Origin of the sequence: Brevibacillus borstelensis (assembly GCF_003710865.1) — a bacterium.
GTDB lineage: Bacteria > Bacillota > Bacilli > Brevibacillales > Brevibacillaceae > Brevibacillus > Brevibacillus borstelensis.
In genome coordinates this window covers 55,932-77,397 of record NZ_RHHO01000017.1, presented here as the reverse complement: position 1 = coordinate 77,397, position 21,466 = coordinate 55,932, and the positions used below count along the sequence as shown (strand labels likewise).

At 53.6% G+C, this 21,466-nt stretch carries 22 protein-coding genes; 4 read left to right on the top strand and 18 right to left on the bottom strand.

Annotated features, from left to right (window positions below):
• Window positions 1-76: 76 nt before the first annotated feature.
• Complete coding sequence (locus EDM54_RS09300) at window positions 77-1,024, bottom strand: spore coat protein (protein WP_024984412.1); 948 nt, start codon at window positions 1,022-1,024, stop codon at window positions 77-79.
• A 220-nt stretch (window positions 1,025-1,244) separates the two neighbouring features.
• Between EDM54_RS09300 and EDM54_RS09295 the strand changes: the two genes are divergently transcribed.
• From EDM54_RS09295 to gerQ, 3 genes are all read left to right on the top strand, one after another.
• Complete coding sequence (locus EDM54_RS09295; protein ID WP_003387844.1) at window positions 1,245-1,811, top strand: YqaA family protein; 567 nt, start codon at window positions 1,245-1,247, stop codon at window positions 1,809-1,811.
• Between the two features lie 188 nt (window positions 1,812-1,999).
• Window positions 2,000-2,422 (top strand): cell wall hydrolase, encoded by a 423-nt coding sequence (locus EDM54_RS09290; protein ID WP_003387845.1) that lies wholly within the window; start codon window positions 2,000-2,002, stop codon window positions 2,420-2,422.
• A gap of 46 nt (window positions 2,423-2,468) precedes the next feature.
• Window positions 2,469-2,909, top strand: a complete 441-nt coding sequence (gerQ, locus tag EDM54_RS09285; RefSeq protein WP_003387846.1) for a spore coat protein GerQ — start codon at window positions 2,469-2,471, stop codon at window positions 2,907-2,909.
• A gap of 55 nt (window positions 2,910-2,964) precedes the next feature.
• Here gerQ and EDM54_RS09280 read toward each other — a convergent pair whose 3' ends face one another.
• The 14 genes from EDM54_RS09280 to EDM54_RS09220 form a co-directional block, all read right to left on the bottom strand.
• Entirely contained in the window at window positions 2,965-3,429 is a 465-nt protein-coding gene (locus EDM54_RS09280; RefSeq protein WP_003387847.1) for a PilZ domain-containing protein, read from the bottom strand.
• Between the two features lie 138 nt (window positions 3,430-3,567).
• Window positions 3,568-3,741, bottom strand: a complete 174-nt coding sequence (locus EDM54_RS26425) for a hypothetical protein (RefSeq protein ID WP_155807990.1) — start codon at window positions 3,739-3,741, stop codon at window positions 3,568-3,570.
• Between the two features lie 62 nt (window positions 3,742-3,803).
• Window positions 3,804-5,069, bottom strand: coding sequence for a GNAT family N-acetyltransferase (locus EDM54_RS09275; protein WP_238986202.1), 1,266 nt, complete (start codon window positions 5,067-5,069; stop codon window positions 3,804-3,806).
• Between the two features lie 218 nt (window positions 5,070-5,287).
• Window positions 5,288-5,917: an NUDIX hydrolase gene (locus tag EDM54_RS09270; protein ID WP_024984414.1), complete on the bottom strand. Its 630-nt coding sequence runs from the start codon at window positions 5,915-5,917 to the stop codon at window positions 5,288-5,290.
• A 211-nt stretch (window positions 5,918-6,128) separates the two neighbouring features.
• Complete coding sequence (locus EDM54_RS09265; protein WP_122958112.1) at window positions 6,129-7,082, bottom strand: Gfo/Idh/MocA family protein; 954 nt, start codon at window positions 7,080-7,082, stop codon at window positions 6,129-6,131.
• A gap of 346 nt (window positions 7,083-7,428) precedes the next feature.
• Window positions 7,429-8,697, bottom strand: a complete 1,269-nt coding sequence (locus EDM54_RS09260) for a cation:dicarboxylate symporter family transporter (protein WP_003387851.1) — start codon at window positions 8,695-8,697, stop codon at window positions 7,429-7,431.
• A 439-nt stretch (window positions 8,698-9,136) separates the two neighbouring features.
• A complete protein-coding gene (gene murQ / locus EDM54_RS09255) occupies window positions 9,137-10,042 on the bottom strand; it encodes an N-acetylmuramic acid 6-phosphate etherase (RefSeq protein ID WP_003387852.1) in 906 nt (301 codons plus the stop codon).
• 37 nt (window positions 10,043-10,079) lie between these two features.
• Window positions 10,080-11,042 (bottom strand): ABC transporter ATP-binding protein, encoded by a 963-nt coding sequence (locus EDM54_RS09250; protein WP_003387853.1) that lies wholly within the window; start codon window positions 11,040-11,042, stop codon window positions 10,080-10,082.
• Window positions 11,039-12,013, bottom strand: coding sequence for an ABC transporter ATP-binding protein (locus tag EDM54_RS09245; RefSeq protein WP_003387854.1), 975 nt, complete (start codon window positions 12,011-12,013; stop codon window positions 11,039-11,041). Before EDM54_RS09245 ends, EDM54_RS09250 begins: the two co-directional genes overlap by 4 nt.
• Window positions 12,014-12,031: 18 nt before the next feature.
• Window positions 12,032-13,369, bottom strand: a complete 1,338-nt coding sequence (locus tag EDM54_RS09240) for a serine hydrolase domain-containing protein (RefSeq protein ID WP_122958111.1) — start codon at window positions 13,367-13,369, stop codon at window positions 12,032-12,034.
• A 13-nt stretch (window positions 13,370-13,382) separates the two neighbouring features.
• Entirely contained in the window at window positions 13,383-14,216 is an 834-nt protein-coding gene (locus EDM54_RS09235; RefSeq protein ID WP_003387856.1) for an ABC transporter permease, read from the bottom strand.
• Between the two features lie 15 nt (window positions 14,217-14,231).
• Window positions 14,232-15,173 carry an ABC transporter permease gene (locus EDM54_RS09230; protein WP_003387857.1) on the bottom strand — a complete coding sequence of 314 codons (942 nt, stop codon included), beginning with the start codon at window positions 15,171-15,173 and terminating at the stop codon, window positions 14,232-14,234.
• Between the two features lie 63 nt (window positions 15,174-15,236).
• The gene (locus EDM54_RS09225; RefSeq protein ID WP_003387859.1) at window positions 15,237-16,790 is read right to left on the bottom strand and encodes an ABC transporter substrate-binding protein; all 1,554 of its coding nucleotides are present in this window, start codon (window positions 16,788-16,790) and stop codon (window positions 15,237-15,239) included.
• Window positions 16,791-16,813: 23 nt separating this feature from the next.
• Window positions 16,814-18,037 carry an anhydro-N-acetylmuramic acid kinase gene (locus EDM54_RS09220; RefSeq protein WP_051925446.1) on the bottom strand — a complete coding sequence of 408 codons (1,224 nt, stop codon included), beginning with the start codon at window positions 18,035-18,037 and terminating at the stop codon, window positions 16,814-16,816.
• A gap of 212 nt (window positions 18,038-18,249) precedes the next feature.
• Between EDM54_RS09220 and EDM54_RS09215 the strand changes: the two genes are divergently transcribed.
• Window positions 18,250-19,032 carry a YheC/YheD family protein gene (locus tag EDM54_RS09215; protein WP_122958110.1) on the top strand — a complete coding sequence of 261 codons (783 nt, stop codon included), beginning with the start codon at window positions 18,250-18,252 and terminating at the stop codon, window positions 19,030-19,032.
• Between the two features lie 69 nt (window positions 19,033-19,101).
• Here EDM54_RS09215 and mscL read toward each other — a convergent pair whose 3' ends face one another.
• From mscL to EDM54_RS09200, 3 genes are read right to left on the bottom strand one after another with little or no spacing between them, the layout of a single operon-like run.
• Window positions 19,102-19,566, bottom strand: coding sequence for a large conductance mechanosensitive channel protein MscL (gene mscL, locus EDM54_RS09210; protein WP_003387862.1), 465 nt, complete (start codon window positions 19,564-19,566; stop codon window positions 19,102-19,104).
• A 48-nt stretch (window positions 19,567-19,614) separates the two neighbouring features.
• Window positions 19,615-20,541 carry a nucleoside hydrolase gene (locus tag EDM54_RS09205; RefSeq protein ID WP_003387863.1) on the bottom strand — a complete coding sequence of 309 codons (927 nt, stop codon included), beginning with the start codon at window positions 20,539-20,541 and terminating at the stop codon, window positions 19,615-19,617.
• A complete protein-coding gene (locus EDM54_RS09200) occupies window positions 20,538-21,275 on the bottom strand; it encodes a nucleoside hydrolase (RefSeq protein WP_122958109.1) in 738 nt (245 codons plus the stop codon). The genes EDM54_RS09205 and EDM54_RS09200 overlap by 4 nt, the downstream gene beginning before the upstream one ends.
• Between the last annotated feature and the right edge of the window lie 191 nt (window positions 21,276-21,466).

The following is a 21,466-nucleotide window of genomic DNA, read 5'->3' as shown; positions in this document are numbered from 1 at the left end:
GTACCTCCCGTTGTATGGTCTGTACCCTTATAGTAGTAGACAATCTTTCCCAACGTCAACAATTCCTAGAGACTTTTTACCCAATTGTCGAATCTGAAGCTCCTTTTTTTCTGCTTCGCCCCTGTCTGTTGTCGGTCGGCTGAGACAGACTGCTGTAGGCTTCCGCTGTCAAAGTTCCCTCGGCATCAGCCGCGACCTGCGTCTCCTCGCTCACTCCGTAATGCTCCTGTCTGTACGTGGGAGAGGAAAAAATTTGGCTTGCATTCGCTGGCCGCTGCAGTGTTGGGCTCGGGTAGGACACGCCTGAGATGGCGGAGGTCTGCTGTGAAGCAGGGCCCTCGGGCTCAACCGCGTTCGTAATCACCGTCCCGTTTTGAGGCGAAGGCATGGCCGCGGGAGGCGGTGTCATTTGCTGCCCCGCACCCTGGCTCCCTTCGGACGCCGGTTGGTAGCCGCGCAGCAATTGCGCATTGGCGGTCGGCTGCATCGTCAGGAATGGATAGTATCCCTTTCGCTGCATATAGCCCCACATCTCGTAAGCCTGGTTGGCGCAGTTGACAGCACTCTGCAGCAGCATGTTTCGGAGCTGTGGATGGGCAGCCTCAAGCGCTGCCGCCATTTTGCATGTTGCCCCTGACTTGTGCAGGCCCAGCATTGCCGAAGAAACATCCCGATCGTCCATCTGATTGGGATGAACATTCGGCTGTTGTGTTTGCGGATACGTTTGCGGGTACATTTGCGGCATTTGACCGGACTGCATCGTGCCCATGACTGCATGTGCCGCCGCTATCGCTGAAGCAGGACGGTATGGCAGCGCCTCTCCCGCACCCAGCCCGTGGACGGTATGGACCATGCTGTTGTACTCATTTTGCATGAATTGCAGCTGATGGCCAAGCAGGTGACTCAGTTCAGGGTCGCGAACATAAGGAGCATACAGCTGGGCCGTATTGATCGCATTGACCGCCTCATTCAAAACTTCGTGCAGCTCCATCACTTCATGTGCTCCGTACGCGTGAGGTTGCATGTGACCAATTCCTCCTTTTCACAAATCCCTAACAGTATGTCCTTTTCTGTTGGCAAATAGAAGCAAGTTTCTTTCTGCATTTTCCATGTTTTTCTGTAACTCTTTTCGCCGACCAACGTAATACGAGACATATACCTTTGTACAAGACATATATAGAACTACAGAAACGATTTCGTTTCCTGTATAATGAAACGATAATCAAGGACTTGAGGAGACGCTCATGTTTGAACAAATTACACAAGTTTTCATGCAATATGGAGTCTGGGGGCTATTTGGACTTTCTTTTTTGGACTCGTTTATCGTACCCGTCCCTCCCTTTTTCTTGCAGATCGCGATGAGCCTGATCGATCCAGCCGCTGCCCTGCGCTATGCCACGGTCGCGTTTACCGGCTCTATCCTTGGCGCTCCGATCGGATACATACTGGGCAAGTGGCTCGGCAAACCGATCTTGAGAAAGATCCTGCCGGAAAAGTGGACAAAGCTGGCTACCGAACAGTTCGACAAAAACGGAGATGCCGCCGTATTGATTGGTTCCTTTACTCCCATCCCTTTCAAGGTGTTCACCATTTTAAGCGGCGTCTTTAACTATTCGCTGACGAAGCTTATGCTGTTTGCCATTCTCGGTCGGGGTATCAAATTTTATCTCATCGGAATATTGTTTCACCTCTATGGAAAACACGCCAAAGTATTGCTCGACGAATACCTGGAAATTGCCGTGCTGGGCATCGGTGCGGTTGTCGCTATCGCCTGGCTGGTATGGAATAAACGCAGAAAAAAAACCGCTTGATTGTCTGCTGAAAAGTGTTTGCCTTTGAACCAAAAACGCTCCGGAAAGTGCGCTGTCCCTCTTCCTGGACGCGTTTTTTTGTTTGCGGCCCCAAATACCTCGTCTCTTTCGCAATATTTCATGGACATTCACCTAATATGTACCTCCCCATATATTGTAATTGTGAGTTTTTTGGAGGAGGTGAAGCGATGGCCGTAATCAAGGTAAACTCCAGAGATGTCGACATGTTGGCTCGTCTGATCCGTGCCGAAGCCGAGGGAGAAGGGGAACTGGGCATGCTGATGGTCGGAAACGTCGGCGTGAACCGCATTCTTGCCAATTGTCTTGATTTTAGAAATATACGAACGATGCGGGACATGGTGTTTCAGTCACCGGGAGGTTATGAAGCTGTACAAAAACCTTACTTCTATCAGCGCGCCAGGGATAAGGAGCGCCGCCTGGCAAGACGAGTCGTAAATGGAGAGCGCACGCATCCCGCCTCAAACGCATTGTGGTTTTTTCGACCCAGCGGCAACTGTCCGGCGCAATGGTATAACCAGCGAAATTCGGGACGTTACAAGGCCCACTGCTTCTTCGTCCCTTCCCCCAGGGATTGCCCCCGTGTTTTCTGATTGTACTTGATGGTGCTTGCAAGTCCAGAAAAGGAGAGAGTTCATCATGAGTCAACAAATGCCTTACAATCCTTATGTCACCTACCCCTATACGGACATGTATCCTTCTTCATCCTTTCCGTACCAGATGGGCCAGCAGCCGGTTCAACCGGGACAACAGCAAGCTGTCCCCATGCAGCCAAGCGGAAGTCTGATTCCCGGAACGCCTCTGGCTCCCGGTCAGGTCGTTGAAGAATCCTACATTGAGAACATCCTTCGCCTGAACCGCGGAAAGGTGATTACGGTTTACCAAACCTTTGAGAACAATACCCAGTGGAATGCGAAAATTTTCCGCGGTGTTCTGGAAACGGCAGGGAGAGATCACATTATCCTCAGCGACCCGGAATCGGGAAAACGGTTTCTGCTGCTGATGGTAAACACTGACTATATCACCGCAGACGAGCATTTGAACTACATTCCTCCGGCACTGCCTTCAGGTATCCGCTAAAAACAAAAAACCTCATCGCTTGCAGATGGGGTTTTTGTCTGTTCAGATATACGGATTACACAACCTGCGGATCGCTTGAATCGGCTTTGGCAAAATACGCTTGCTTCTCATCCTGCCAAAACAAGCCGCTCGGCAAAGAGCTTTTTTGCCTCATGCGAATCGCCAGCAGATTGACCATGCGATTGATCTCGGCGTGGGCCCACTCGTCCATCGTAAATTTGACAGCGTATTCATAGATCGTTTCATTCCAATTGCTGTTGCGAACGACATGTCCGTACATTTTCAATTGCCGAGAAAATACCTCTGTTTCAAATTCAAGCACCAACTGATCATTTACCGGCAATTTCAAATCAGAGAGAAAGCGAAGGCCGCCACCTCCTATGTCTTCGATCAAAACATCTGCGCTCCCCACCTTCATCGTCTTTCCTTTTAACATGACGATTGTCATGCGCGAACAGAGCGGGGGAACCAGCTGCAGTCGAAAGTAGTCTCTTCGTTGCCAATTGATGACGCCATTCACCGTTTTCACCTCATGTTAAGGAATATGGTCCTGTTTCTTTGGGATCACCGTTTAGCGAGTGACTTTGGCGAAATAAACGCAAAAATGGAAAAAAACGCCGCGAACACGGCGCTTATGATATTTTCCGCAAAACCTTCCTTATTCTTTTTTCTGCTCCGGGTAGTTCATTTCCTTCTTGGTAATGGGAGAATTTTCCCATAAATGATTTTGATCAAACTTGATCGTGTCTTTGCGCATAAAGCGGAACAGGAGGTCTACCACCCACCAGACCAAGACCATGAAGATGAAAAATATGAGAACAGCTCCCCACACGGAATACCTACCCCCTCCCCTTTTACTGCCACTATATGAAGAGAAGGTAGAATTGATTCGACCTAAAAACCGGTCGTACAGCGTGGCTTGCAAGGGACGGCAAACAACCGGTCTATCACCTCTACGTATTCGGGCCGCGACAAATGGGCCAGCCCGTACTGGTATAAGCTGTGAAAGCGGACTGCCCCCATGACAAGCGAAGAAAAATCGGAGATATCGAGTGATACTTCCGCGTCGGCTTGTGCGGGCGTTTCCGGAAGTAGCCCGGGCAACCCGTCGCGAAAGCAGATGGTATAACTCTTTTCATTATCCGGCAGAAAGCTGTCGCGAATATGAAAGGTAAGCGTGCAGCTTTCCCTTCCCATACGGTGATCCGCCATTTGACGAAAATAACCCGCTACATCAATCATTCGATACATCAGCCCGACACCGGACGCATGGCTTTCATGATAGTAGAAGGGGATCAGACGGTCAGAGCCGTTTCCCGGATCGGCGAGCAGAAAGTGAAAATCTTCTTCCTGGGTATAAAAGATGCAGCGCCTGACCTGGTCGGCTTGGCTGCGCAAAAAGGCGAGAAGTCCACGCATGGCCTCCGGCGTTTCACAGATAAACTCCTTGACGTGCAAATCGTGGATGCTGGCATTTTCCTGTCTGACCTGTTTAAACTGCAGGACCAGATAGCCGCTTAGCTGTCCATCCTTTCGGCAGCCAAAGGCGATATGCTCCGGCCGATCCAGAAAGGCATCCAGCTCGCGTGCCGTCTTTTCGATCATCCCGTGGGTTTTCGCGGCATAGCGGTTGTAGCTCCCCAGGATATCAGCGCGGTCCTCCTTGGACAGAGCAATGACGTCCTGCTTGCTCCCGGCAGGCAGGTCCAGAGGAGAAACCCGGTATTCATTCATTTTGGTTCCGGCTCCGAAGCCCATCTGTTTGTAAAAATCGACTCGGAACGGATAAAGGGAGACGAGACTGACGCCACGATCACGGTATGCCCGCAAAAAATGGAGCAGCATCGATTTGGCTATTTTCTCCTTTTTGTGCAGCAGGTCAACAGCAACGGTACCGATCCCTCCGGTGAGCAGCCGTTTTCCATGAACATTCATGTGAAAATCGAACCATTTCATCACACCGACCATCCGGTTGTCGCGAAAACAGCCGACAAAAGAAACCCCCGGATCCTCCTGCATGCTTTCGCGAATCCGATTGATCCAGCGTTCCTTCATATCCGGCACTTGCATTTCCTGTCTCGGATATGCCATTCCGACTATTCTGACGAATCCCTCCGCTTCGGAAGGCTTCAATACGCGGATTTCTTCCACCGGCATCATCCCCCGCTTCCCTTTTTTCAGTTGCGATACATCTGATAAAAAATATTTTACTGAATGCTTCCATCTTCTGGCAAGAAAAAAGAGACAATCGGGCTTTGTATCGCCCGCTCTCGAACCGCTGCCACTCTCACAATGCTCGCTATTGGAGCAGCCGAATGGATAAAAGGGCATCCCGGTAGACAAACCGGGGCCCCTTCATGTTGCCGTGCAGCCTGTTTTTATGATGTGTCGGCCAGTTTTCTGATCGCCTTGAACACTGTCTGATAGTAGCTTTTCTCATGAGCGACCAGGTCTGCCATCCCCACCTCTTGGCTTACTCCAGAGACGCTTCCGTCTTCGTCGCAGACGAATCCGCTCGCTCGAACCGAAGAAATCTCGCCGTTCAACAATCTCATCAGCTCATCAAGCCGAATCCAGAGCAAGCCGGTCAGCTCCTCCTGCTGGATCTGGTACGCTTCCAAGGGCTGGTCGGATTCATATCCGTACACGTGGCAAATCTCCCTGTCGACAATGCCCGGCTCACCGGAAACATCCCGTATGACTCCAATATGCTGCAAGCTCTCATACGAGACAGCCAGTCCCAGCTCTTCCTCCAGCTCACGCACGCCGTCCCTCGGCCCTTCACCGGCAAGCAGATGGCCCGCCGAAGTGATATCCAGCTTGTTTGGCGAGGTGTCCTTCTGAGGATGGCGTTTTTGAAATAGCAGGTAGACCCGCTCTTTCTCCCGGCGGTATATCCAACAGTGAAACGTCTGATGCCACAGTCCGAGCCGATGCACTTCACTGCGCGCTTCCGTACCGATCCATTGCCCTTTCTCGTCAAAAATATCCAGCGTTTCTTCCTTCACTTTGTTCACCTCAATCGAACAATTTGCTTCCTGCGTTGCAATCCCGGCAAGCTTCCCAAAACCGGCTGCAAATGCAAATCTGTGTCATCGCTCCGACGTTCTCAACTACTGCGCGGCCCGGGCTTCGATCCGTTCGGACTTGACATTTTCATCCTGCGTGATGTGCCTCTGGCTGACAATCTATCGGGCCGGAACACGCATATAGAGCGGTTTATTCTTTTCCATGCAAGGCCTCCAAGGCTTCCTGGACCACGAGTCCGGTATCAAAGCCGATCAGTCTCGCCTCTTTTCCATCCAGCGCATTCGCCAGCTCATCGAGCAGCAGGTGCATGCGATCCTGATCCGGCACCTGGACTTCTTCCAGCGGCTGGCCCATCCCCCCTGCCAGCAGCGTGCTCCAGTTTTTCACAGACAGCGTCCCTTTTGTACCGTAGACCGTATAAGCCAAATGCTCCTCATGAGCGATGCCTGCGAGGCCATTAATCGTGACGGGCGTTCCGTCCGGGAGACGAAGCAGCGCGGAAATACCCGTTTCACATAGCTCCTGGTTTTCCGGGTAGTCCACATCAGAGCGAACTACTTCGCAGCGGCCCAAGAGTGCATAGGTCAGGTGGAGAAAGTGCGGCAGCACTTCGCGGACAAAGCCGCCCTGCTCCCGGCCGGAAAGCCATGCTGTCTGCTGCCAAGGACGCGGCCACTGATGGAAATGAGTGACGATGTCCACCCTGCGCACGCTTCCGATCTCCGCCAGTCTCCGCTTCAGCTCGGGAAAAATCGGACGATAGAAGAGCGGAAAATTCATGGCGTGGATAACACCAGCCTCAGTTGCCGCCCGCAGCATCTCTTTTCCTTCCTGAACCGAGTTCGCCAAGGGCTTTTCGCACAGCAAATGATTCCCTGCGGCAAGCACGTCCAAGCCAATCGGATGGTGAAATTTAGGTGGAACTGCTATGTAAACAAGATCGAGCTCCGCTTCACGGAGCAATAGCCGATGGTCTGTATGCCAAGCTGCGATGCCGAAGCGGTCTGCCACTTCTCGGGCACGCTGCGAAGCGGCATCACAAACTGCCGCCACCGTGAAGCGTTCATGGGTATTCATTGCGTGCATAAGACGCTCCCCCATCACTCCGGAACCAATGATTCCAACTGAGTAGCGTTCCTTCATAAAAAAATCCCTCTTTTCCGACTTTTTGTTCTCTGGCACAAGGCAGGCGGGACTTCCAATGTGCCAGTTATTTCCAAACCTCCCTATTGCATGTTTGCTGCACTCGGATTTCTCGCTTTTTTCGCATACACAAAAAATACAGCTTCGTTTGCGCAGTCATGCGCTTTGACCGCCTTCCCTGCCGATGTGCTCCGGCAAATGTCTTTATCGTACCGTTAGCGGCCTTTGGAGCGCTTCGCGAAAATTGCTCTTCTCTCCGGTCAATTTCTGCGTAGTCCTCACTTCATGATACAACAAAAAAGGGCCCTTTCGCCTGATGATTCCGGCGAGGGGCCCTTTGACCGTTTTACGCCACCTTGGATGTGGCTTCACGGATGTATTCTTTTGCTTTTGCCTGGTCAAACTGCCCTTCCCAGCGGGAGATAACGACAGCGGCAAGAGAGTTGCCGACAACGTTGACCACTGTGCGAGCCATGTCCAGCAGACGGTCAATTCCCGCGATGAAGGCAAGACCTTCAAGCGGAATGCCGACAGAGCCAAGGGTCGCAAGCAGCACGACGAAGGATACTCCAGGCACGCCCGCAATCCCCTTCGAGGTGACCATCAATACCAGCATCAGTGTAATTTGCGCACTGATCGGCATGTGAATGCCATACATCTGCGCGATAAACAAAGCCGCCAGCGCCTGATAGAGCGTGGAGCCGTCCAGGTTGAACGAGTAGCCCGTCGGAATGACAAACGACGTGATGGCTTTCGGACAGCCAAGGCGCTCCATCTTTTCCATGATCTTCGGAAGCACCGACTCCGAACTGGCCGTAGAATAGGCCAGAAGAAGCTCGTCCTTCAAGATCTTGATAATGGAAAAGATCGAAATCCCGCTCATGCGTGCAATGACACCGAGAACGACCACAATGAAGAACAGCATCGTCAGGTGTACCAAAATGACCAGCTTCCCGAGCGGAACAAGGGACGACAGACCGAATTTGGAAACGGTTACGCCAATCAATGCGAAAACACCGAACGGCGCGAACTTCATGATTGTGTTGACGACCCAGAACATGGCGTCCGCCACACCCTGGAAGAATCGAAGAACAGGTTGACCCTTTTCTCCGGCAGCGGCAACCCCGAGTCCAAACAGGACGGAGAAGAAGATAATCGCCAGCATATCGCCTTTGACAATCGATTCGAATACGTTTTTCGGCACGATATTGACGAAGGTATCAACAAAGCTGTGGCTTTGCGTCGATTCAGCCGTCTCCACATATTGGTGGATATCGGTTTTGGCAAGATTCGTCATGTCAACCCCGACACCGGGATGGAACAGGTTCGCTGCAACAAGACCGACAATAATCGCAATCGTGGTAACGATTTCAAAATACAATATCGTTTTTCCGCCGATCTTCCCCAGCTTTTTGATGTCTCCCACACCAGCAACCCCGACGATCAACGTGGAGATGACGATCGGAACGACGATCATTTTAATCAGCCGGATAAAGATGTCGCCAATCGGCTGCAGGTAGCTCGCCACCGCAGGATTGCCGTAAAAGATAGCACCTACCAGAATACCAAGGAATAGACCGATTACAATTTGAATGGCTAACCCGAATCGTTTCATCCTGACACCTCGCTGTCCTTTCGTAATTGTGTATATATCAGTACAAAATCGACAAGGAATTGTCGAAATTTGTCGAAGTAACAATATTATAGTAGCAGACACGGGTTTTTTTTCTCAATGTAAAGAAATTCCTTTTTGCACTTTCGACACTGTTTTCTGGTATCTTTTGGATGGTACTGAAAATTACATGGTTGATCTATATATTTTTCGCTAGGTTATCATAGCATAACTTTGACAAAATCCGCGTTTTTTGTATTCTTATTTATTTTCTATAATTTCATTATGATTAAACTCTACTGAATATTTTTGAACTAACTTCTTCCTGGAAAACGCAAAAAACCGGAGCGGTCTCCCCTCCGGTTTGGTTCCTATCTATCGAAAACAATTGTATACAGCACATTCCTGTTACATTTTTCGGCAACGGTGACTACTACATCTCTTATCCGTACAGGCGGATGGCGTCGCGAATTCTCCCATTGGTCTGTTCGAGTAGCTGCAGCGCCTCTTCCCTGTTCGATCCGGTCAGCTTCATCAAAATGGCGGCTTTCGCGTCTCCGTTGGCCAACTCGGCCAGCCGTCCGGCTTCCTCGTATGTGACACCCGTGACCTCCATCACGATTCGCTTGACCCTCTCCCGCAGCTTTTGATTGGTCGCCTGGACGTTGACCATCAGGTTGCCGTATACTTTCCCGAGCCGAATCATCGTTGCTGTCGTCAGCATGTTCAGTACCAGCTTTTGCGCTGAGCCTGCCTTGAGCCGGGTAGACCCGGTTACGACCTCCGGCCCGACAACAACATTGATGGAGACATCGACTCCGCCATCGATCAGCGCTGTCTCATTGCAGGACAGCGAAATCGTCCTCGCTCCGATCGTCTGTGCTGCCCGGAGCGCTCCGATCACATAAGGCGTACGGCCGCTGGCGGCTATGCCCACAACAACATCTTTTCCTGTCACGTTGTATTTGTGAATGTCTTCCTCGCCGAGCTCCTCGGAGTCTTCCGCTCCTTCTACCGCCCTGATCATCGCCGAAGGTCCTCCGGCGATAACCCCCTGGATCAGCTCGGGGTCCGTACCGAATGTGGGCGGACACTCCGACGCGTCCAGGATGCCCAGACGGCCGCTCGTCCCGGCGCCAAAGTAAAACAGGCGTCCCCCGTTTTGCAGCGAATCGACGATGATCTCAACTGCGTCCGCCACTTGATCGAGGACGTCCTCAACCGCGTAGGGCACCTTTTTGTCCTCGTCGTTCATCACCTGCAAAATTTCGCGCACAGGCAGTTGATCCAGGTCCCTCGTCCTTTCGTTTTTTCCTTCTGTCACAAGTTCTTTCAAGTTCTCCAGCATCCCGTTCGCTCCTCCCCTGCTCTCCTATTTGCGTCTTTTACTCCAGATGGCATGAGACCCAATGCCCTTCTTCCTTTTGTCTGAGCAGCGGGATTTCGCTTCTGCACACATCCATGCAGGATCGGCAGCGCGGGTGAAACGTGCATCCGGCTGGCGGATTGGACGGACTGGGCAAGTCTCCCTCCAGGATGATGCGCTGCAGCTCCCTTTTCGGATCGGGAACCGGCACAGCGGACAGCAGTGCCTGGGTATACGGGTGAGTAGGATTCCGGTACAAGGACTCCTTGTCAGCCACTTCCACCACTCTGCCCAAATACATGACCGCCACACGGTCCGATATATGCCGAACAACGCTCAAATCGTGGGAAATAAACAAATAGGTCAACTGAAATTCCTTTTGCAAATCCTGCATCAGATTGAGGATTTGCGCCTGAATGGACACGTCGAGAGCGGATACCGGCTCGTCGGCGACAATCAGTTTTGGCCGCAGGATCAAAGCCCGGGCAATCCCGATCCGCTGCCTTTGCCCGCCGGAAAATTCATGCGGGAAGCGGCTGAGATGCTGCTTGGACAAGCCGACGATCTCGATGATTTCTTCTACCCGTTTTTGCCGCTCCTGGGCCGTTCCGATTCCGTGGACGATCAGCGGGTCTTCCAAAATCCGCCCGACTGTCTTGCGCGGGTTGAGCGAGGCAAACGGGTCCTGGAACACCAGCTGCATATCGCGGCGCACCCCTCTGAGGTCAGCCGGGCTCAGCTTGCAAATATCCCGTCCCTCGAAAAAAACCTCCCCCGCGGTCGGTTCGATCAGCCGGAGTATGCATCGTCCGGTCGTTGATTTGCCGCATCCCGACTCTCCGACAATACTGACCGTCTCGCCGGGATAGATCGTCAAGTCAACGCCGTCGACCGCGCGGACCACTTTTTCTTGTCCGAAAAAGCCTTTTTTGCTGACAAAATGCTTCGTCAGCGATTTGATTTCCAAGAGCGGCTTCGTCATCGCTCATCCCCCTCCTGATACAGCCAGCATCGGCACTTTTGACCGCCCTCGACAGGAAGAAGCTGCGGGTTTTGTTCCCGGCAAATGTCCATCACGTGGGAACAGCGCGGAGCGAAACGGCAGCCCGCCGGCATCTCGTGCAGCAGCGGCACCGAGCCCGGAATCGCCTCCAGCCGCTCCGCATCCACACTGACGCTCGGCATGGAATTCAACAGCCCTTTTGTATAGGGGTGCTTCGGCTCCTCGAACAGCTTCGTAACTTCCGCTTCCTCCACGATTTGTCCGGCGTACATGACGATGACCCGATGGCACATCTCGGCTACGACGCCCAGGTCGTGGGTAATCAACACAATCGAAGTATGGTTTTCCGCCCTCACCTTTTTCATCAGCTCAAGGATTTGCGCCTGGATGGTTACATCGAGCGCTGTCGTCGGTTCATCGGCGATCAACAGCTTGGGCGAGCAAGCCATCGCCATCGCAATCATCACCCGCTGCCGCATCCCTCCGGACAACTGGTGCGGGTACTCGCCGACGATCTCTTCCGCGCGGGGAATCCCGACTTCCCTGAGCAACTGGACCGCTCTCTCCTTTGCTGCTTGCTTGGAGAGTCCGAGATGGCGCCGGAGCGGCTCGCCGATCTGTTTTCCGATCGTCTGGAGCGGATTGAGCGACGTCATCGGCTCCTGGAAGATCATCGCGATCTCGTTGCCGCGGATCTTTTGCATTTCCTTTTCTGACAGCGTCAAAAGCTCCTTCCCTTCAAAGCGTATGCTTCCGGTCATTTCTGCATTTTTGCCCAAAAGGCGCATGATCGACAGACTGGTGACGCTTTTTCCGCAGCCGGATTCCCCGACGATTCCCACGGTTTCTCCGGCTTGGACAGTCAGACTGACACCGTCGATGATCGTCAGGCTCTTACCCGATTGGGCAAAGGATGTACGTAATTGATCGATGTGTAGCATGGCAGCCATTGTTCTTCCTCCTTTTGCTCAGGATGAGCCTGCCGTCCCGATTAGGGAAAACAGCTGATTGCAGACAGAGCGCCTCCACGGACCGATCAGGCTGCTGACAGTCGGATGGACCCGGTTTGTCAGGATGATCAGCGTCGCGCCTCTGGCCGGATCACGCCAGATCGATGTTCCGGTAAATCCCGTGTGGCCAAAGGCTTGGCTGGAGAGGACATCGCCGCCTGTGCAGCCTGCAGCCATCTGCTCCAGCGTGCCCCCCGTCGCGGATGCTTCCCACCCCAGCGCTCTCATCGGTGCAAGCTCACCCGTATGGGAGCGGACTGCCGTGGCTCGCAGGACGGGATCGATCCGCACGGGCGACTCGTTTGAAGTCCAGATGCGCATGTACCGTTCCGTATCCGCGCTGGTGGAAAACAGCCCGGCGTGGCCGCTGACGCCGTCGAGGCCGTGATATGCGTTGCAGTCATGCACCGATCCCCGGATGATTCCTCTCCGCCAGTCAAAGCAAGCCAGACGCTCCGACAGCTCACGGGCGGACGGCAGTCCGAGCGCTTCCTCCTGGATCAACTGCTGCCTTGCCATGTCCTGCTCATATGCATTGCCGTTCTCCGTCGGTGCGATTGCGCTCACATCCAGGCCGTCATGCTGCAAGGGCAGATAGCAGGTACGGGTCATCCCGCTCGGTTGAAAGATAAGCCGCTGGGCCAATTGATCTAGCGGCTCATCCCATGCCCGCTCCAGGATAAAGCCAAGCAGCATGAAGCCAAGATCGCTGTAGACGACCTGTTTGCCGGGCGTCCCCGTCATCGCCTCAGCCGCGATCAGCCGCAGGTACTCCTTGACGCCGCGGGCATAGAGGAAAAAGGGGCGCCAAGCGGGGAGGCCGGAAGTATGGGTCAATAGATGCAGCAGCGTGATCTTGCGCTTCGCTGTTGCATCCGTCCCCTCTTCCAGCTCCGGGAGATGGCGGGTGACGGAATCTGTCAGCGACAGCCTGCCTTCCTGTACGCTGAGAAGAACGAGCGGCAGCGCAACCATCACCTTCGTCAGCGAAGCCATGTCATACATGGTGTTGGCATCGACCTCGATGCCGTCTTTTTTCGCGTCTCCGTGCTTGGATGAATCTGCGGGGCTTGCAGAGCTAGCAGGGCTTGTCATGTTCGGCTCTTCTACCGAGCCGAATGCCTGCTCCTGCTCGTCCTGTGCACCCTCTGTCTTCCCGACCGCTACGGTTATGGCAGGAAGACCGTCTCTGGCAAGAGTGGCTATTCCCCCCGGGAAAATCCCTTGGCTGATGCCCGATTCCAGATTTTGTTTCAAACGCTCTCGCAAGGCAGATTCGAGCTGATCGTGACTCATCTTCGTCCCTCCGTTACTTGCCGCGGTGGCGCGGGTCGAGAATATCGCGCACAGCGTCCCCAAACATATTGCAGGAAAGGATGGTGATCGTCATTGCCACGCACGGCCAGATGATCATTCCCGGCGCCAGCTCCATATAGCGGCGCGCTTCCGAGATCATTCCGCCCCACGAAGGGTCTGGCGGCTGAATGCCGAGACCGAGAAAGCTGAGCGCCGATTCTGTCAAAATCGCACCCGAGATAGCGAGGGATGCCTGGACCAGCAGCGGTGCCGTTACATTCGGGAAAATTTCCAGAAACAAAATGCGCGGCGTACTGGCGCCGATAGCCCTTGCGCTTTCCACGTACTCCTGATTTTTGATCGATAGGACTGCTCCCCGGACCGTTCGCGTAAAGATCGGAATATTGACAATTCCGATCGCCAAAATGGTATTGAAGGCCCCTGGCCCAAGCGCGGCCACGATCGCCAAAGCAAGCAAAATTTCCGGAAAAGCAAACAGCACGTCCATTACACGCATCACCAATCCGTCAATCCAGCGGCCAAAGTAACCGGCGATCAATCCAAACAGCGTGCCAAAAGCGACGCTGACCAGCACCGAGGAAATTCCCACCATCAGCGAGACTCTGGCTCCGTAGATGATCCGGCTCATAATGTCTCTGCCGAATTGATCCGTGCCGAGAATAAATTCGCCGGAGCTGCCCTCCATGCGATGATCCTGAAACATCTGCGTCGGATCGTATGGAGACAATACGGGAGCGAAGGCAGCGGCCAGAGCGAGCAGCAGCAGGACGATCAGACAGACGACTGCTGTTTTGTTCTCAAAAAAGCGTCTTCGAAATGTGCGCATGTCGCATTCCCCTTGTCAATACTTGATTCGCGGATCAATCCAGGTGTAAATCAGGTCGATGATCAGATTAACCAAGACGAACACCAAAGCGACGAACAGGACGCCTCCCTGTACGACAGGATAATCCCGCTGGTAAATGCCATCCAGGACATACTGCCCCAGTCCCGGTATGGAAAACAGTTGTTCGACAATGACCGACCCGCCCAATAGGTAGCCGATCTGCATACCGGCAATCGTAACGATAGGGATGGAGGAATTTCGCAGCGCATGCCCCATTACCACGGTCCATTGACTGTTTCCTTTGGCACGAGCGGTGCGGATGAAATCTTTGTCCATCGTTTCCATAAAGGCGGAACGGGTCATCCGCATCACGCCGGCAGCGACGACGATTCCCATCGTAACCGCCGGGAGGATAAACACTTTGAATGCCTCTGCCGGATCATCCCAAAAGTGGACCACATCGATCGGCGGAAACCAGTTGAAATACAGCGACAGGCCGAGCAGCAAAAGCGTACCGATGGCAAAGTTGGGAACCGAAATCCCGAGCAAGGTCAAAATGCGAATCACCTTGTCCGTTTTGGAGTGAGAGCGAATCGCCGACAGGATGCCGAACGGAATGGCCAGGGTCCAGCCGATCACAACCGCCATAATCGTCAATTGCAGCGTAATCAAGAACCGCTTGAGAATCTGCGGCAAAATTTCTTCGCCGGTGTGCACTGAAACACCGAAATCCCCTTGCAAAAGTCCGCCGGCCCAGTGCAGGTACTGGCTTATGAGCGGTTTATCCAGCCCCATCTCCGCTCGCAGGACGGCGACTGCCTCCGGGGTCGCTTCCGTCCCGAGCATGATCGACGCCGGATCGCCCGGAACGAGATGGAGGATCGTAAAAACGAGGATCGAAATGCCGACAAGGATGGGAATCAAGCTAATGATTCGTTTGATCAGGTAACTTCCCATAGATACCCCTCCACAAAAGAAGAAATCGGGGAGATCGTCTCCCCGACTCCCTCCCTATCTCACTTACTTCTTCACCGATGCTCTCACCAACGCGGTGGATTCGCCCGCTGCCGTCGGCGAAAAATCGACGTTGTCGCGGACCGCGTAAAAGTTTTTCGGAGAAGCCAGGAACAGGTTTGGTGCGTCTTCTACCAGCAGCTTTTGCGCTTCGTCATACAATTTCTTGCGTTCTTGCACATCGACCGTCTCCAGCGCCTTTTGAACGAGCTCATCGTATTTCGGGTTGGAGTAATTCCAGACGTTCGCCGATCCTGTAGTCGAGAAGAAGTAGCGCATCGAACGGTCGGAGTCCACGCCGGATGTATTGCGGCCGACCATCATGTTCATATCTTTGGATTTCCAGGTGTCGATGTAGTTGCCCCACTCCAGTTGGTTGATTTTCGCGTTGATGCCAATCGCTTTTAAGTGCTGCTGAATGATTTGCGCCGACTCAACCATGTCCGGGTAAGTAGAAGCTGTTTCAATGACCGTGTCAAAGCCGTTTGGATACCCCGCTTCTGCAAGCAGCCGCTTTGCCTTTTCCACATTCGGCGTGTAGCTTGGATAGCTGGACGGATCAAGCGCCCAGCTGGTCAGTGCCGGTGCGATCGGCCCGGTCACGGATGCCTCGCCCTTCCATACGGTTTGCACGATTTGATTGCGGTCTACGGCATAACTGATGGCCTGACGGACACGCGGATCGTCAAAAGGCTTTTTCTTCACGTTGATACCGAGATAGCTGTACTCCAGAGACTGGTAGCTCTTGATCTGGATGCCCGGCTTGCCCTCGAGAAGCTTCGCCGAATCCGCCGATACAGCGCTGATGTCGATTTTGCCGGCGCGAATGGCAGCCATGCGCTCTGCCTCATCCTTCATGATCTGAAACTTGATCGCGTCTACCTTTGGCAATTCCTTGTTAAAGTAGTCCGGGTTTTTCTTCAGCAGGACATACTGTCCAGGCTCGCTTTTTTCCAGGATGAACGGTCCGGTGCCATTGGCTTCCTTCGTCAGATCAGTCGATCCCTTCGGAACGATGGAAGCCGAGGACGCGGACGCATTGGTCAGGAAAGCCGCATCAGGGGTTTTCAGCTTGAAGACGACTGTTGCAGGGTCCGGCACCTCGATCGTATCGACACTGGCGAAGTACGATTTGGCGATCGAACCGGTGTCCGGATTCAAAATGCGCTCAAAGGTGTACTTTACGTCCTCCGCGGTCATCTCTTGTCCGTTGTGGAACTTGACACCCTTTCTCAGATGGAAGGTAATGCTCTTTCCGTCGGGAGCCGTTTCCCATGATTCCGCCAGCCCCGGGACGAGATCGAGATTGGCGTCCAGCTTGGTCAGGCTGTCATAAACCAATGAGTAAACGCGTGCACTGGAGGCCGCAGGCACCTTGTGCGGATCGTACCCGACCGGCTCCTGATCGACCGCGACGATCAATTCCGATTTTCCTTCAGTTTGGGATGCTCCCTCGGACCTCGGCTTGGAATCGCCTGCAGGTGCGCTCCCGCCTCCCGAACAGGCTGAAAGCATAAGGGACAGCGACAGGAAAAAACTTGCCAACACTCTCTTTTTCACGTTTTTTACCCCCTGAGTTTCGGTTAATACAAACAGATATTGCCTAATGGGACTGCCCGTTTCGCGCCGGTTACCGACGGTACATTGCTCGGGCGGCCCATCAAGGTTTCATGTCCCAATACAGCGAAGGCGATTGCTTCCTTGGCATCGTCCGGCACCCCGTACGCCTGCGCTGTCGTCAGCGCGATACCATCGGGCAGTTCGTCCCGGAGCATGCGAAGCAGCGTCTTGTTATGCGCTCCTCCTCCAGACACGATCACCTCGTGAACCCGGGCATGGGGAAACACAAAATGGCGGTACGCATCCGCGATAGAAGCTGCCGTCAGCGCCGTTGCGGTAGCTGCGATATCCTCTGCGGAGAGGCCGAGCGCCCTTGCATCACTGCACAACCGGGCAGCAAATGCTTTGCCGTACACTTCCCGCCCGGTGCTTTTGGGCGGTGCGAGCCGGTAATAGGGGTCAGACAACAAGCCCGAGAGCAGCTCGGAAGACACTGTTCCGCCTGCCGCCATCGCTCCGCTCTCGTCATAGCGAAGTTTTCCGTCCGTCAGGAGCTGGATGATCTCGTCGATCACCATGTTCCCCGGACCGGTATCAAAAGCTGTCACTTCCTGAATAGCCGCTCCGGCAGGAAGTACCGTCACATTGGCAATCCCCCCGATATTTTGCAGCAAGCGGCCTTTTTCCGAATGGCGGAAGAGCACATAATCGGCATAGGGGACGAGCGGAGCGCCCACCCCTCCGGCTGCCAGATCCCTCGCCCGAAAATTCCCCACTACAGGGATTCCGGTACGCTCTGCCAAGGTCGACAGCTCGCCGATCTGCAGGGAAGCGCGGACATTTGTCATCCCCTCCGGCCCGGGAAAGGGCACAGGCCTGTCGATATGCCAGACGGTTTGCCCATGGACGCAGACTGCATCAATCGCCTCCGGGGAAAGATCCGCCTTTTTCAGAAGCTCGCGAACAGCATGGGCGTACCATTCCGCAAGTCCGTAGTGTACCGCCGTCAATTTGTCCAGACGGGCTGTATCAACGCTGCACAAGCTCTTTACCCATTCGCGAAGCTCGTCGGAATACGGCAAATAATGAAATTTCTGCAGACGCACACTCTCGATTTCTTCCCGGTCGTCCGTCAGAATCTCCACGAGCGCCGCATCGACTCCATCCAGCGAAGTCCCTGACATCAATCCGATCAACGCATGCTTCTTCCTGCTCCGATAGTCTTGCAGCCTGGGAGTTTGATTCATGATCTCACCTACTCTCACCCTGCTTATCTTTACGAAATTGCCTCTCTAACGAATGTTTGGAATAGTCAATCCTGTTATCGCTTTCATTATATGAAATAAAATTACCACGGTCAATTGAAATAGAGTAAATAATATTTCAAGAAAAAGAGTGGAGTTTCCGGTCTTGCTGTATATCCTATCAAGAGAACTGTCTATGAATGGAGGGCATACGCTTGATTCCTTCTTCAAAGTGGAGCCTGCACAAATTTTTTGACAGGCATCCGGTCATTCGAGGCTATCTGCCTGCTACGGCTTTGTACCAACCGGCGCTGCTTGATTCCTTTCTTCAGAAGTACGATACGGTCTACATCAAACCGAGTTCAACACATATGGGAAAAGGCATTATGAAGGTATGGAAAACCGACAGCGGATATGCATGGGTCAAGGAGCGCGGACAGACCGTCACCGCCTCGACACTGGGGGAACTGAAACCAATCGTCAATCAGAGCGTGGGCAATAGAAAGCACATTATTCAAAAGGGGATTCCGCTGGCCGAGGTAAATGGACGGCCGTTTGACATCCGGGTAATGATGCTGCGCAATGGGGCAGGGAAGTGGCAATACGCCGGCATGCTGGCAAAGGTCGCCGGCCCTGACAGTGTCATTACCAATGTCGCCCGGGGCGGCGGCTATGTCACCACGGTGCCCAAAGCACTGCGACAATCCCAGGCGGTAAAAAGCGAGCAGGTGAACACTGTCACACGCGAGCTTATCCGATTGAGTCACCATGTATGCTCCCACTTTAACAAATACAAGCATTCGTCTCAAATAGGGATTGATTGGGCAGTAGACAAAAAAGGCGGGCTCTCCATTATCGAAGTGAATTTCGATTTTCCTTCTCGCGGCCTGTTTGCGAAGCTGCCTGACAAGACGTATTACCGTTTGATCAAGCGTTTGCGCTCTCAGTATTTGGCCAGACGTGCACGCCTGAAAAAAAGAAAGCCGGCCTCTCGATAAAAGAGAGACCAGCTCGGCAATGACGATAGCGCTATTGGCCCGTCTTGCTTTCTCATCGTTTTTCTACCGTTATCCTTGCGCCGCTTTTGCCTCGATTTCGGTCAAAGGCGATGTGCACTGCGGGCACCGGGTCGCCTTGATCGGAATGGAAGAGATGCAGAACGGGCATTCTTTCGTAGTCACAGGCGGTTTTTCCGGTTCGTTCTTTTTGCGGAAACGATTCACCTGCTTCACGACAATAAAGATGGAGAACGCGATAATCAGAAAGTCGATGACGGTATTGAGAAACAAGCCGTAATTGATCGTGGCAACCCCCGCATCTTTGGCTTCTTTCAGAGTCGCAAAGTCTCTGCTGTCCAAACTGATGAACAAGTTGGAAAAATCCACTTTGCCAAGCAGCAAACCTACTGCCGGCATGATGATGTCGTTAACCAAGGATGTTACGATCTTGCCAAAAGCAGCTCCGATCACAACCCCGACTGCCAGATCAACGACGTTCCCCTTTAAAGCAAACTCTTTAAACTCTTTCAGCATCGGCCTCACCTTTCCATGTGCATTCACACGCAGTGTACTTATCTTCTATCAGAAAACATTTTGCAAAAAGTGTTCGACGAACCGCTCATGGTCAACTTCCAGGCAAACGTCGACATTGGCGGCGGCAGCCGGATGCTTCCGCCTGTCGCCAATGGTTCGCGCATCCGACAGTCCGCCGGATGTATCCACTGAGACATGCATCGGAACGGCAGTCACAAAGGTCGGATCAATGACGACCCCGACAGCCAGCGGGTCGTGAAGCCCGCATCCCCGGACATTCCCTACCTGCGCGTAGGCATTCATGTAAAATTCGCACATGTCGGCAAACAAGCGGGAAACATCCGTCCCCTTTTCGCGCCACAAGGCCAGATGCTCCCTGGTCAAAAGCGTCTGCATCGTCACATCGAGGCCGACCATCGTCACCGGAATGCCGGACTGAAAGACCAGCTCTGCCGCCTCCGGGTCCGCACAAATATTTGCCTCCGCCACCGGCGTCCGATTACCCGGCACTGTCACGGCTCCGCCCATCACGACGACCCGCTCCACCAGCGCAGTCATTTCCGGCTCGTCCCTGATCGCCTTGGCGAGGTTTGTCATGCTGCCCACGGTAACGATCGTCAGCTTGCCAGGGTGTCTCCTCGCCTGTTCGATCATGAATGCCGATGCCTCTTGCTTCTGTACAGGCGTTTGCGGCGGCGGAAGCTCGATGTTACCCAAGCCGTTTTCTCCGTGAAACAGCTTGGCTTTTTCCTTCAGCTCGCGGAACAGCGGCCGCTTGGCTCCCGCATAGACCGGTATCTGGCTGTATCCCAAAAGCTCCAGGATTTGCACGGTATTTCGCGTCGCTTCCTCCACCGTAATGTTTCCAAAGGTCGTGGTGATTCCCAAAACCTCCAGCGCCGGTGAATGAACGGCGTAGGAAATGGCGAGAGCGTCGTCGATTCCTGTATCTACATCAAGTATTATTTTTTTCATTGCTTGTCCCCCGTCCCCATGACTTCCATAGCACGTTTGACGACTGGCTCCGTCTGAATATCGAGGCACACCTCCGTGTCAATCCCGACACGCGGAATCGCCCGGAGATCTGCTATCAGGGCGCCGCGGGAAAGCGTGCTCTGGCAGTCGACGGAGATCTTCAGTGTCTGCCTCTCTGCTATTTCCGGATGGATCGCTGCCATCATTGCCGCACATGCATCCAGACTGTTTCCCCCATCCATCCGCATATGTAGCGCATAGGTCGCATCGAGCGGAACGAGGAGGAGCGGCAGCTTGGAAGCCAGGACGAGCGCGGCTGCCTCCGGATCGGCATGCATGTTCGCTTCGGCAATCGGGGTGACATTTCCCGGTACGCGGATTGCGCCTCCCTTTACAATAACGGCCGCAAACTTTTTCGCCAGTTCCTTGTCCATATGGAGGGCCTTGGCCAATTCTGTCAGGGGACCGAGTGTGACCAGGATCAGCTCTCCTCTATGCAGGTCTGCCTGCCGGACAATCAGTTCCGCCCCTTGGTCCGCTTGCGCCAGCAACAGGCCGCTCTGTCCTGCCGACTCCAGCACTTGTCTTGTCTGATTCATCGCCTCTGTTTGACTGGGCCCGCCAAAGACGATGCCCGTCAGCTCTATGTCAGGTGAACCTAAAGCGAGCCGCAGCGCCGGAATATGGTCTGTTCCCTCTCCCGTCACCAGCAGCATCTTTTTCTTTGTGTGCATGCTTTCACCTCGATTTCTACTCGCTCCTAATCCTAATCGAATCTGAAAAAACCGTCAATTGAATGCCATCACTCATTGCTGCCAGAAGTATGCACTAAGCCGAAGAAGCGCGAGGCATGCACGGAATCGAAGCGCTCGCAGGCCGACTGCTCTTCCACGCTTGCAACTTGACAATCAATCTTTTACACTAA